11 protein-coding genes, 1 tRNA gene and 1 pseudogene are annotated in these 13545 nt (G+C 38.0%); 5 read left to right on the top strand and 8 right to left on the bottom strand.

What is annotated here, in order from left to right:
- Positions 1-46: 46 nt before the first annotated feature.
- From QGM71_RS09605 to QGM71_RS09630, 6 genes are all read right to left on the bottom strand, one after another.
- On the bottom strand, positions 47-898 hold the full coding sequence (locus tag QGM71_RS09605) for an amidase domain-containing protein (protein WP_327607324.1): 852 nt from the start codon (positions 896-898) through the stop codon (positions 47-49).
- A gap of 49 nt (positions 899-947) precedes the next feature.
- Positions 948-1241, bottom strand: a complete 294-nt coding sequence (locus QGM71_RS09610; protein ID WP_327607325.1) for a DUF5316 domain-containing protein — start codon at positions 1239-1241, stop codon at positions 948-950.
- A gap of 70 nt (positions 1242-1311) precedes the next feature.
- Complete coding sequence (locus tag QGM71_RS09615; protein WP_327607326.1) at positions 1312-1827, bottom strand: methylated-DNA--[protein]-cysteine S-methyltransferase; 516 nt, start codon at positions 1825-1827, stop codon at positions 1312-1314.
- A gap of 25 nt (positions 1828-1852) precedes the next feature.
- A complete protein-coding gene (gene queG / locus QGM71_RS09620) occupies positions 1853-2998 on the bottom strand; it encodes a tRNA epoxyqueuosine(34) reductase QueG (protein ID WP_327607327.1) in 1146 nt (381 codons plus the stop codon).
- Between the two features lie 19 nt (positions 2999-3017).
- A complete protein-coding gene (locus QGM71_RS09625) occupies positions 3018-4718 on the bottom strand; it encodes an ABC-ATPase domain-containing protein (protein WP_327607328.1) in 1701 nt (566 codons plus the stop codon).
- 147 nt (positions 4719-4865) lie between these two features.
- Positions 4866-4939, bottom strand: a tRNA-Gly gene (locus QGM71_RS09630).
- A gap of 222 nt (positions 4940-5161) precedes the next feature.
- Here QGM71_RS09630 and dat point away from each other — a divergent pair.
- Both dat and QGM71_RS09640 read left to right on the top strand, forming a co-directional pair.
- Complete coding sequence (gene dat / locus QGM71_RS09635; protein ID WP_327607329.1) at positions 5162-6031, top strand: D-amino-acid transaminase; 870 nt, start codon at positions 5162-5164, stop codon at positions 6029-6031.
- A 775-nt stretch (positions 6032-6806) separates the two neighbouring features.
- A complete protein-coding gene (locus QGM71_RS09640) occupies positions 6807-7331 on the top strand; it encodes a DNA topology modulation protein (protein ID WP_327607330.1) in 525 nt (174 codons plus the stop codon).
- A gap of 253 nt (positions 7332-7584) precedes the next feature.
- Here the strand turns inward: QGM71_RS09640 and QGM71_RS09645 are convergent.
- Positions 7585-8275: pseudogene (locus QGM71_RS09645) on the bottom strand (Tn3 family transposase); the annotation flags it as partial.
- A 128-nt stretch (positions 8276-8403) separates the two neighbouring features.
- Positions 8404-8766: a winged helix-turn-helix transcriptional regulator gene (locus QGM71_RS09650; protein ID WP_327607331.1), complete on the bottom strand. Its 363-nt coding sequence runs from the start codon at positions 8764-8766 to the stop codon at positions 8404-8406.
- Between the two features lie 120 nt (positions 8767-8886).
- Between QGM71_RS09650 and QGM71_RS09655 the strand changes: the two genes are divergently transcribed.
- From QGM71_RS09655 to gshAB, 3 genes are all read left to right on the top strand, one after another.
- Complete coding sequence (locus QGM71_RS09655; RefSeq protein WP_327607332.1) at positions 8887-10002, top strand: S-(hydroxymethyl)glutathione dehydrogenase/class III alcohol dehydrogenase; 1116 nt, start codon at positions 8887-8889, stop codon at positions 10000-10002.
- A 4-nt stretch (positions 10003-10006) separates the two neighbouring features.
- Positions 10007-10840, top strand: a complete 834-nt coding sequence (fghA, locus tag QGM71_RS09660) for an S-formylglutathione hydrolase (RefSeq protein ID WP_327607333.1) — start codon at positions 10007-10009, stop codon at positions 10838-10840.
- Positions 10841-10994: 154 nt separating this feature from the next.
- On the top strand, positions 10995-13316 hold the full coding sequence (gshAB, locus tag QGM71_RS09665) for a bifunctional glutamate--cysteine ligase GshA/glutathione synthetase GshB (protein ID WP_327607334.1): 2322 nt from the start codon (positions 10995-10997) through the stop codon (positions 13314-13316).
- Positions 13317-13545: the final 229 nt, after the last annotated feature.

The following is a 13545-nucleotide window of genomic DNA, read 5'->3' on the forward strand; positions in this document are numbered from 1 at the left end:
TTTCATTCTCCTTACTATACTAAATAACCTTCTTATTATACCACTACTACTCACCTATTCTGAAGAACTTATACTTTATATCCGTTGTATAAGCAGTTGAATCTTCATAGGACCAATAGCGATTTCTGCTGTTATCTGTATGTGCGTTCACCAATGGCATTCCTAGTTCATCTTTTGTTACTACGATGGTATTATGATCCCATCTACCGTCTCCCTGGAAATCATAACAGATAACATCCCCTGGTATTAATTCGGAGGCACTTTCTACCTCTTTTCCTTTCAGACCTTGTGTTGATCCACTTAAATACCACCTTAATGAGTGAGCAACCGCCCAGCTGAAACTCCAATTATCTCCCTGATACCACCAGCCCTTCTCTCTAACGGGAGCGCCACGCATAGGTGCTCCCCCCGCATGTAAGCACTGGGAAACATAATTCGTACAATCCACATCGAATTTTCTGTATGCAGGATTATAGCTGTTCCACCACCGCTCTGCGTATTGAACTGCGTCATGCCGATTATACGTAAATCGATCATTCGCAACACTATCACTTTGCAGTTCATCCATGACAAGAGACTGGTTGTTACTGCTTTCGGATTTAGCAACTAATCGCTTATGATCTCTAATTTCACCATCTACTAGACGAAATGTATACGGAGTAACATCTTCTTCTATATAAAAACGATCCATTTGTTTTATAAAAAATGAGACATGAAGTAAATATCGGTACGACACATCATTGGCAAACCTAATTTTTTGAAATATATGCCCGTCTCCTTTAATTCTCACTATTTTTGCATCCCGTTCTTCACATAATACCTTTTTCCTCTCCCACCAGTCAGCAGTTTCACGTTCCGACTGATAAAATTCCAACCAAATATCCTTTAATTTTTCCATAAAAAATCCCCTCCAATGAAAGTATATGGAGGAGAAGCCTGTCAAAAGTCTAATTAAAATAAGTGAAAAGCAATCCACCAGCAACCAAGTGCGGAAGGGCTATTATAATTGAGATTGACATCGTTTTATTCTTTCTGCTGCGGTCCTCTTTTGTTTCTGTATGATAATTTGCCCTTAGCTGTTCCCCTGAGATAAAAGCACCGCTGAAAAGAGCACCTATTAAGAGGAAAACAACTCCTATTCCAAGGGTGATAGACCCATAAAACTCTATGTTACCTGTCACTATTCCCAATAAGAAAAGAACCAGTGAAACTATAAAAGCGATTAGAAAAGTTTTCTTCATGACTTGCTCCTTCGCATTAGAGTTGTTTCTGTTAGTTCTCTATACGAAGTACCACCTATTTTCGTTTCACTTAATTGGCCTCATGGGCAAGCAAGTATTCCTTTTTATCCAATCCACCGTTATAACCGACCATTTTCCCGTTTGAACCAATGACACGATGACAGGGAACAACAATGGAAAAAGGGTTTTTATTAACCGCACCACCAACTGCGCGGACAGATTTCGGATTCCCTACTGCTTCAGCAATGTCCTTATATGTTTTCGTTTCCCCATATGCAATTGTATTCCACAAAGCTTGCCAGACATTTTTTTGAAAATCTGTCCCGTAAAACTCAAAATCAATCGTAAAATGTCTACGCTTTGCATGAAAGTAATCATGGAGCTCCTCTTTGGCCTGTTGTACCTGATCAGCTTGATGGACAAAAATTGGATTTTCAAAGTAGCGATGTGCCCACTTCTCTATTTTCTTATTTAAATCTGTTAGCGTTCCAAATTCTATCCGAACTACCTTCTCACCATTGCTGACGATTAATAGCGGGCCGACCGGGGATTCCATTTCATCATAATAAAGCTTTACTTTATCCATAATCAATTCCTCTTTTCGTGATCAACTATTTTGCAGTAAGCTCTTCCTTGAAATTCATACCCTTTTGCATCTCAAAAATCACCTGATCATCCTGTTCTTTTATCATCGCTGTTTCAATAGCTTTATATGCTTCTTCCGTTCCAACTTTACCGAGTGCCCATGCAGCTGTTCCACGAATTACCGGGCGTGGATCATTGTTCATAACTGCAATCATTTCTTCAACTGCTGTCTTGTCCTTGAAATGGCCAAGGGCAATCAGCGCATTGCGTTGGAGTGGTTTCTTCCCTCGCCAAGAACCAGACGTATGGCCATATGTTTCTTTGAACTCCCGATTGGAAATTCGCAGCATTGGCTTCAGCTTAGGTTTGGCAACTTCATTGTCTGGTTCAAACTCAGGATGAATGTGGAAATCGACCTGCTTATTTTTGGGACAGACGACCTGACATGTATCACAACCATATACCCGATTCCCAATTTTAGTTCGAAACTCATCTGGTAAGAAATCTTTTGTTTGCGTTAAGAATGCGATGCAGCGCTGGGCATTCAATTGTCCACCTTGAACAATGGCTCCTGTTGGGCATGCATCTATACATTTTGCGCATTCCCCGCAGCTATCATTAACAGGCTCATCCGGAACGAAAGGTATATTTGTGATCAACTCACCCAGATAAACATAAGAACCAAATTCCGGGGTAATAATTGACGTGTTCTTTCCACTGAATCCTATTCCAGCCCGCTCAGCCACTGCACGGTCAGAAAGTTCGCCTGTGTCCACCATGAGTTTGTTTTGTACTTCAGGTACTTTTTCTTTAATAAAGGCTGCGAGTTTCTCCAGTCGGTCACGTAAGACTACATGATAGTCTAACCCCCATGAAGCTCGCGCAAAAATCCCACGGCGCTCTTCTTTCGTGCCTTTCGGGGCATCCTTCATTTTGGATGGATAGGCAATTGCAATTGAAAGAATAGACTGCGCTTCTGGCAGCAACCTTTCCGGCTCGGTCCGTTCCTCTATCGAGCCTTTTTCAAACCCTGATTGATAGCTTAAATCCTGTTGACGTTTAAGGCGTTCTTTCAACTCACCGAATACATCAGCAGAGGCGAAGCCAATTTTATCAATACCAATCTCCTTGCTGTATGCGATAATCTCCTGTTTTAGTTGGTCAGTATTCATTGGCCCACCCTCCTTTCTATTACTTTTTTACCTTTGCCGTGCGCATCCGGTTTAACACCGCAGCAATTTCATACCTGCGGGGACGTGCTAAGTCACCAGGATGCTGATCTTTAAAAATAGTAAATGATGCAAGACCCTTACTATCCATTTGCTGATCGATACCATCAAGCAGTTCATACAATGATTTACCATCCATTCCTTTCGTGCGATCTAAATACTGAATTATCTCAGCAATCATTCGCGTTTGAGATGGATCAACTAGTTGCTCTGTATCTTCAAAGGTAATATCTGTTTTTCCCATAATAATCTTAAATAAGCCCTTTGCTTGTGTTTTGGAACGGTTTCCTTTTGATGTTTGCAGGCCATGCTGTTGAAAGTAGCGGGACGTTATGTCACCAAATGGTCCATCTGTTGATGCATCCCGCTCTAATGGATACCTCTCCATTATTTCAGCCGCTTGCTCTGTTACATTATGGGGCGTGTATGCTTCCAGCATGATCACTGTATCAGCTACTGCAAAGTAATCACCCGATCCCCCCATAACAAGTATTGTCGAAACATCCAGCTGATCACGCATTTGCTTTATTTTATCAATAAATGGCGTGATTGGCTCCTTACTTTTTTTAACAAGCTGCTGCATCCGGTGATCCCGAATCATAAAGTTGGTTGCACTCGTATCTTCATCAATCAGCATTGTCTTAGCACCAATTTCCAGAGCTTCCATTACATTGGCAGCCTGAGACGTACTTCCACTTGCATTTTCCGTTGTAAAAAAGCTTGTATCCTGCTCATGTGGCAGGTTATTAATAAATGGTGCAATGTTAACACCTGTAATTTTCCTACCGTCTTCCGCTCTAATTTTAACAGCATCCAAATCTGTTAAAACAAATTCCCGGCCATCCCCTTTTATATGAGAATACACACCACGTTCAATTGCTTGAAGCACCGTGCTTTTCCCATGATAACCACCACCAACAATCAGCGTAATGCCCTTTTTAATTGCCATTCCCTTAATGGGCTCTGATTGATGTGGTATGGTAATTTCCACTTGGTTCTCCTTGGGACTTTGGAAAGGAACCGCTCGTTGCATTGGCAGGTTGCTGACACCACTTTCCCTCGGCAAAAGTGATCCATTTGCTATAAAAGAAATCCAGTTATGCTTACGCATCTGCTCACGAATGGTTTCTTGCTGATCCGCCAGTTCAGTCGCTTTAACTATTTCTTCATCCTTAATGGTAAAAATAGACTTCTTAATAATAGTTGGAATAACCTGAGCAAATAATTTTTCAGCTTCTCCTCCATTAATCCGGCGCCCATTAGCTGGCAGTCCGACTGACAAACATACCGTTATGAAAGAAGGACTAACTTGAACAGCACTTCGTTCCAGCATTTCCTGTCCAGGTTTATCAAAATAAATCATGCCACTTTTACCAGATCCTTTTATTGAAAATTGCTGACTGGCTACAGCCCCCCCTACTGTTCGGGCTAACGCATCCTCTACAGCAATTTTTCGCGAGAATGTTTCAATCCAGGCTCTATTTATCGGTCGGCTGCGTTGTGGAATGACTACTCGTATTTTTGACGGCGTGGCAAACGGGTCCCCCTGTACGTAATCTATATATAACCCAAAATCATCATAATCGTAGTGACCTTGCACACTTTTATATGATTTATATCCTTTATTATCCAATTGTTTTAATTGTTGTATCAGCTTTTTCATGAAAATCCCTCACATATAAAGTTTGTTTAAGAATACTATGTAGGAATCATGAAGTTCAAGTAAAGTGGGTAGATAATTCATTTGGGGAAATAAAAACGCAATGCTTCGTAAGCAAATATTACGAAACACTGCGTTATGACATATGTATGGAGCGGGTGAAGGGAATCGAACCCTCATCATCAGCTTGGAAGGCTGAGGTTTTACCACTAAACTACACCCGCATTTGATAGGTAACTTAAGGCAACTCGCAGATAATCGGTAGAAGGATCGTTCATCGGTACCGTTTTTTAAATGCAAGACTAAGTATAACAAGTGACGTTAGAAAAATCAACAGGAAAATCTGGTTTTGTCGACAAAATTTCAAATTTGTTAGTCGTCTTAGGTTGTTTACAATATGTTAAAGAAGTTATAGAATAGGCTTAAGTTTAGGGAGGCGAGATAGATTGACAGTTTATCCAATCATTATGACACAAACAAAATTCACTCATCAAGATGACTTGAAATACCCCTATGAAGAGCGGGCCTTGCAGTTTGGAGACGGGGTTTATGAGGTTATTCGAATTTATAATGGAACATATTATTTACTCGATGAACACGTAGACCGCTTATTCCGCTCTACAGAAGCAATAAAAATTAATCTTTCATTAACTAAAGGAGAGATGAAAAATTTATTACTGGAATTACTAGAAAGAAACAACATGGAAACCGATGGTAAGGTTTATTTACAAATATCCCGTGGGTCAGCACCCCGTGATCATGTTTTTCCAATCGACGTACCTGCAAACATATATGCATATGTTCAGGACTTACCTCGTAATCTGGTAAATCTGGAGAACGGTGTAGGAACGATAACACAACGCGATATCCGCTGGGAAAATTGCTATATTAAGAGTTTAAACCTTTTACCAAATGTTCTGGCAAAACAGGAAGCAAAAGAAAACGGCTGTTACGAGGCAATCTTGCATAAGGATGGGCTTGTCACAGAATGCAGTTCTTCAAATGTATATATGGTACGGGAAGGTAAAATTTATACGCATCCTGCTACCAACAATATCCTGCACGGCTGTGTTCGAATGCGTGTGGAGAAATTTTCCCATGACTTAAACCTTCCCTTTATCGAAGAAGGATTCTTTGTAGAAGACATCTCGATGGCCGATGAACTATTTTTATCCAGCAGCACCTCAGAGATTATGCCAATAATCAAGGTTGATAATATCCAGATAGGTGATGGGAAACCGGGTAAAATCACGAGACTGTTGCAGGAAACATATGAGAAAGATATAAAAAATTATAATAAAATTCTCACCAAATAGGAACCTAGTTTTGAGAGAATAAAAAGTCGGCTGTATTGAAAAGTGGCCGACTTTTTTATTTAAGTTCTTGTAGCAAGTTTTGTTGCTGTTGATTCTTACAGTTGATATAAAAGACAACGTAACCGCTCAGTTGCTTTCCGCTGTGGACTGTTGCTTTCCGCGGGCACGGCTTCAGCCTCCTCGAGAAACCCACTCTGCGGGGTCTTCAGACACGTGCTATTCCCGCAGGAGTCAACGGTCCTCCGCTTCAATCAACTGCCATAATAGTGAAAATTTGTGTCTTGATCAATAAAGTGATTACTATCGCTCCATTATTGGACGTCACATCAGCGGAGGAAAAACACGTAGACTCCTGCGGGAACAGCGAAGACGGTGAGACCCCGCAGCGCTCTTTGCGAGGAGGCTCAGCGCGAGCCCAGCGGCAAAGAAAACACTGCAAAGCAAATGAAGTGAGTCTGAGTAGATGTTGCACTTGTACCCGGAGCGGTGAAAGCGAAGTGTATTTTCCGTGCGGTAGCTAACGGTCTATTCCTGAGTTACTTCGTCTTTTATAGATTTGTGTCAAAAACAAACAGCCTTGTAATGTTTACTTCTCCCAAAATTTTATGCTTCTTTTTTTCTATAACTTTTGCTGTGACTAAAGGAAGAACAGGCAACTAAATGTCTTTATTCACCCTCCATATCCCTAATACAATACAATAAATTCAGTATAGTATCTGAATATTATGTTATAATGTTTTTCTTATGGTTTTACTATATACGAGGAGGTTCTTTTATGAAAAAAATTGCTATTATTGGAAGTGGAGGTGCTGGGAAGTCTACCCTTGCACAAAGACTGGGCTCCATTCTCGATATTCCGGTTTATCACTTGGATGCTATCCACTGGAAACCTGGTTGGAAGGCAATAAGCCGCGCAGAACTTATCGAAGAAACAGAAAAAATCCTCCAACATGACGCTTGGATCATCGATGGGAACTATGGCGGAACAATGGACATACGTTTACAGCAAGCAGATACAGTATTATTTCTACACTATCCTACCATATATTGCCTCTACGGAATTACGAAACGACGGATACAATACCGTAATCAAACAAGACCAGATATGGGTGAAGGATGCCCGGAAAAGCTTGACTGGGAATTTATCAACTGGGTCAGGCAATTCAACAAAACGAAAGTTCCTGCCATTTATGACAGACTCTCCAACCTCGATGATACAACAATCCACATTTTTAAAAGTCGAAAAAAATTGAATCTTTTTTTGAATCAATTAGAAGAAAAAGTTCAGCAACTAAGTTGATTCATAATCCGAAATTTTTTAAAAAACTCCATATACCATAGAAGTAAATGTAAATAAGCAAGACAAAGCGTGCGGTAAAAGCAGAAGATCTCACTAGAATAGAAGTATATAGTGATCCACAATTAACTCTGGATGAAAGCGCATATGTATCTACAGAGGTCCTACCGATAAAACGCGGATATTATACGTAAGATATTTTCTGGGAGGTAAAACCTTGGTTTTTCTACGCTAAGAAGAAAAATCAAGGTTTTTTTTATATTCTAAGTGGGCGCAGGGAATTGATAGAGTTTGGAATCTCAGGTTTAAATGAATATTCACCTAATAAGTTAATGTGTTCCCATCCCAAAGGAGATATATGAGGAAGTAATTCCACTTTATATTTTCCTGTTTTTTCAAATGTTCAATTGCTAATGTTAAATACAGGGTATTCCAAATACTAATAGCATTAATAATGAGGTTTAATGCGCTGGCACGTTGTTAATTGATCTTGTAATGCTCTTCCTCTAAGTTCCCCATGTTTCCCAAAGGAAATAGCTCGTTCAAAGGCTTTCTTTGCTTCAACCTTATTTAATCCACGTTGGATTCGCCCGACGTAATGTTTCGCTAAAAATATATTCTAAGATAAACAAGATTTTATCCATACTTCCCTTCTCCCTTCCACGCAGCAACTTCCCCATTTCTCGATGTTGTCTGGCCTTTCAAATGATAAGTTTAGAATCCGCAAGGTCTCGTAGTCTTGGAGCAAAGCGATATCCTAACAAATTGGTCAACCCATACTTGATCCGTATAAATTGGTCACTGACAAAGTGATAAATGGTTGCACCTTTCACCATACCATAATGTGGGTTTGCTTCAGCGTGCAAGGATGAAACTACTACTTGAACACGCATACCATCTGAAGAAGAAGTTGTCCCGTCTCCCCAGTACGATGACAAACTTAACTTACACTAAAAATTTGATAACTACCTGTATATTCACACAAAATGATCAGTTTGGAACATTCAAAAATCCACGAAACGCCTTCGTACCAGCATTTCATGGATTTCATTTTCAGAACTGTTTGTGCAGTTTGTTAGTTAACTGCTATTTTATCAGCATCTTCTTCCAAAAATTCTGCGAAATTATCTCCCCAATCACAGATGGACGTTACAACAGGTTCTAGGAGAAGACCAATTTCGCTTAGTTGATACTCAACTTTAGGAGGTACAACAGGGTATACAGATCTAGTAATTATTTTATCCTCTTCCAATTCCCTTAATTGCCTAATCAACATGCGTTGATTAACTTCGGGGAGTTTCCTTTGTATTTCGCTTAACCTTAATGGAGACTGCTGAAGTAAACACCATATAATCGCTATTTTCCAGCGTCCGCCTATAACTGATAATGCCAAGTCTTTTCCAGTGAAAAAAGTTTTTTCTTTATAATGAATTGTCATATATTTTCACTCCTTATGTTAATCATACCATATAGTGACAAATATGTCAGTATTGTATGAATCTTAACAATATGTAATCATGATCATTGAAAAGAATATAAAAAGAAAGAAGGAATTCATATGAAGAGTAGAGCAGCTGTTGCATTTAAACCAGGAGAACCACTTTCAATTGTAGAAATCGATGTAGAAGAACCAAAAGCAAAAGAGGTATTAGTAAAGATGTTGTACACTTCAGTCTGTCATACAGATGCTTACACATTATCAGGTGATGACCCAGAAGGCGTATTTCCAGCCGTACTAGGTCACGAAGGTGGGGGTGTTGTTATATCTGTGGGTGATGGAGTTACTTCAGTAAAACCAGGAGACCATGTTATACCACTATACACACCTGAGTGTGGAGAATGTAAATTCTGCCTTTCTGGTAAGACAAACTTATGTAGCGCCATACGAGAAACTCAAGGTAAAGGTTTAATGCCTGACGGAACGACTCGTTTCTCTTATAACGGAGAGCCCATTCACCATTACATGGGAACAAGTACATTTAGCGAATACACAGTGGTTTCTGAAATCTCATTAGTAAAAGTTGAGCAAGACGTACCTCTTGATAAAGTTTGTCTATTTGGATGCGGTGTTACCACAGGTATTGGCGCTGTACATAACACAGCAAAAGTTGAAGCAGGAGCTGTGGCAGCCGTATTTGGTTTAGGAGCTATTGGTTTAGCTGTTGTTCAAGGATTGGTTCAAGCAAAAGCAAGTCGAATTATTGTCGTAGACTTAAATGAAGATAAGTTTGAATTAGCAAAAAAAATGGGTGCGACTGATTTTATTAATCCCTCTAAATTTGATAAACCAATCCAAGAAGTCATAGTTGAAATGACGGATGGAGGAGTAGATTATAGCTTCGAGTGTATTGGGAATGTAGAAGTAATGAGGTCTGCTCTTGAATCTTGTCATAAAGGTTGGGGAGAAAGCATTATTATCGGTGTAGCAGCTGGAGGGAAAGAGATTCAGACTCGCCCATTCCAATTAGTTACGGGTCGAGTATGGAAAGGATCAGCCTTTGGTGGAGTTAAAGGAAGAACCGAACTACCAGGAATGGTTGAAGACTTTATGAATGGTAAAATCGACTTAGATTCGTTTATTACACATCAATTAGACTCTAAAGATATCAATGAGGCATTTAATTTACTTAGTAAAGGCGAGTCAATTCGCACAATATTAACATATGGAGAGTGAAATAATGAGTCTTAAACTAATTGAACAACACTGTATTTTCGATGGAGAACAATATAAGTACCGTCATTATTCAGAAGTCTTACAATGTGATATGACATTTAGTATCTACTTACCATCAAATAAAGAAAGGAAAAAAATCCCTCTAATTTGGTGGCTATCCGGTTTAACTTGTACAGATGATAATTTTAGCCAAAAAAGTGGCTTTCAAAGATTAGCTGAAAAATATCAAGTAGCTGTCATTATTCCAGACACTTCACCACGTGGAGAAAATGTTGCTAATGATGAAGCTTGGGACCTTGGACAAGGTGCAGGTTTTTATTTAAATGCTACACAAGATCCATGGGCAAAGAATTATAAAATGTATACGTATATTACAGATGAATTATCAGGTATTGCGTCCACTTTAGTTCCTAACTTTTCAGGAAAAGAAAGTATAATGGGCCACTCAATGGGAGGCCATGGTGCTTTCGTAATTGGGATGAAAAATGCTTCGAGATTCAAAGCGATTTCTGCTTTTTCTCCTATTTTAAGTCCTAGTCAAGTTCCATGGGGAATAAAAGCATTCTCCTCTTATTTAGGTGAAGATAAAACAGCTTGGAAAGAATGGGATGCTTCAGAACTCATCAAAGAAACTGGCATGCCACCCATTCTCATTTCACAAGGAACTGCAGATACGTTTTATCCAGAACAATTGGTAGAAACCACTTTCTTAGAAAATGCCCGAGAAAGTAACCAAGAAGTAAATTACAAGAAAATCGAAGGTTATGATCATAGCTATTTCTTTATTGCTACTTTCCTAGATGATCATTTCGCTTTTCATATGAAGCACTTAAGCTAATTCCCTTTTTAAAATAAAATATGGAATAAAAAATATCCCCATTCAACTAAATGTGGGGATTTTCCATTACTGTATTTCGTCATATTTTACAGTTTACGATTTGAAAAACAAGTAATAATTTAAAAAAGTAAGTGAATTAGGAGGTATCGTTAATATGGATATTAAAAAAATGTTAGAGAATGACCGTGTTAAACCATACTTATTAAAAGCCCGTTATGGGATTGAAAAAGAAGGTCAACGAGTTGACTTATCAGGAAAATTAACTAAAACAGATCATCCTAAATCTATTTCTACACGAGATGAACACCCCTTTATCAAGCGTGACTTTTCCGAAACACAGATGGAATTAATCACACCTGTTACTGAGACGCTAGATGAACTGTTTAATTACTTAGCAGCTATCCATGATGTTGCTTATCGTTCTATGGGTGATAATGAAATGCTTTGGCCTTTAAGCATGCCGCCTGAGTTACCAGAAAAAGAAGAAGATATTGTTATTGCAAAACTGAACAATCCCGAAAATGTTCAATATCGTCAATCGTTATCCAATTCTTATGGCCGTCGTAAACAAATGATAAGTGGTATTCATTTCAACTTTGAATTCGGAGACGAGTTAATTCAAGCGTTATTTAACTTACAATCGGAGATAAAAGATTATCAACAATTTAAAACCGAGATTTATCTTAAAACCACAAGAAATTATTTACACTATCAATGGTTAATAACTTATTTATATGGCGCTTCTCCTAGTAGTGAAAAGAACTTTTTCGAAGAAGATTCTTTGAATGAACCGGTAAGAAGTATTAGAAACAGTAAATATGGTTATACCAATCACAGTGATGTTCAAGTTTTACATAGTAGTCTAGAAAAATATGTATCAGATATCTCTTTGATGGTTAAAAGAGGACTCCTAGTAGAAGAAAAAGAATTTTATTCAGCTGTCCGTTTAAGAGGTGGGCAACATGTTTCTGATTTAAAATGCCACGGTGTTAGATACATTGAATTAAGAAATATAGATATTAATCCTTTTGAAAAGAATGGAATTAGCTATGAACAAGCAGAATTTCTACATCTTTTTTTAATTTATTTACTTTGGAAAGATGAAGGTAATCATAGAGACGAGTGGGTAAAAGCCGGTAACTTTTACAATGATTTAGTGGCGCTTGAACATCCATTAGAACATACACAATTTGAAGGAGATGCTAAAAACATTATTGATGAGATGGAACATTTAGCAGAATTCTTAGATTTGACTGTTTCAGATACATTATTTATTAACCTAAGGCAAATGTTAATGGACCCAAGTAAGACTTTAGCTGGAAGACTTTATAAAGATAGTGAAAAGGATAGTCAAGGTCAAGTGGCTACGAGTATTGCTAAAGAAAATTATGAAAAGTCATGGGATAAACCATATCAATTAACAGGTTTTACTGACATGGAATTGTCCACTCAAAATTTAATGTTTGATGCTATTCAGCAAGGTATACAGGTAGAAATCTTGGATCGGCAAGATCAGTTTTTGAAGCTTCAATTAAAAGATCATGTTGAATTTGTGAAAAACGGGAATATGACAAGTAAAGATAGCTATGTATCTACTTTAATTATGGAAAATAAAACAGTAACAAAGAAGATTCTTCATCAACACGGATTCCGAGTGCCGAATGGTGAAGAATATAATGACATAGATTATGCTTTACGTTCTTACGATTTGTTTTCTTCCAAACCTTTTGTTGTGAAGCCGAAAACAACTAACTACGGATTGGGAATATCAATTTTTAAAGAAGGGGCAAATTACGAAGATTATCTAAAAGCAATCACACTCGCTTTTAAAGAAGATTCTTCTATATTAGTCGAAGAGTTTCTTAATGGAACAGAATATAGATTTTTTGTGTTAAATGATAAAGTGTGTGCTGTTTTATCACGAGTTCCTGCCAATATTAAAGGTGATGGTAAACATACAATCGAAGAGTTAGTCATGCAAAAGAATCGCGACCCGTTAAGAGGAAGAGACCATAGGACACCTTTAGAAAGTATACAATTAGGTGAATTGGAGAACCTTATGCTTAAAGGTCAAGGATATCGAATGGATTCGATTCCAAAAAATGATGAAATCGTCTATTTGCGTGAAAACTCTAATATTAGTACAGGTGGGGACTCGATTGATGTGACAGATCAAATTCCTGATGATTATAAAAAAATAGCAGTGGATGCGGTATCTGAACTTGGAGCTAAAATTTGTGGTATTGATTTGATTATTGAAAATACAGAAGTTCCTGCTGCTAATAAAAATACCTACGGAATTATTGAAGCCAACTTTAATCCATCCATGTATATGCATATCTATCCGTATAAAGGAGAGTCTCGACGTTTAACTATGCATATCATACATTATTTATTCCCTGAACTATTGCAAAGTCAGTCAAATTATGGGTACCACTATAAAAATACGGATTTACAATGTTACGCTGTTGAGTGACAATAAAGTTATTTTAATGTTCAAATATCAAATATGCATAACCCCGTTCTGAGTAAGGACGGGGTTAAAATAAAATTGTTTAAATGTATATTACTCCACATAGCGATTCTTTTAGAAAGAATTTATATTTTTACCTTTCAGTCTCTTATTATCTTAATTGAAATTAATTTTTGTGTTTTACATCAATTTTTGATAAGGTTCGACACTCAAACATGTAAGCATAAATTAT

This window comes from Virgibacillus tibetensis (genome assembly GCF_036026595.1).
GTDB lineage: Bacteria > Bacillota > Bacilli > Bacillales > Amphibacillaceae > Virgibacillus_P > Virgibacillus_P tibetensis.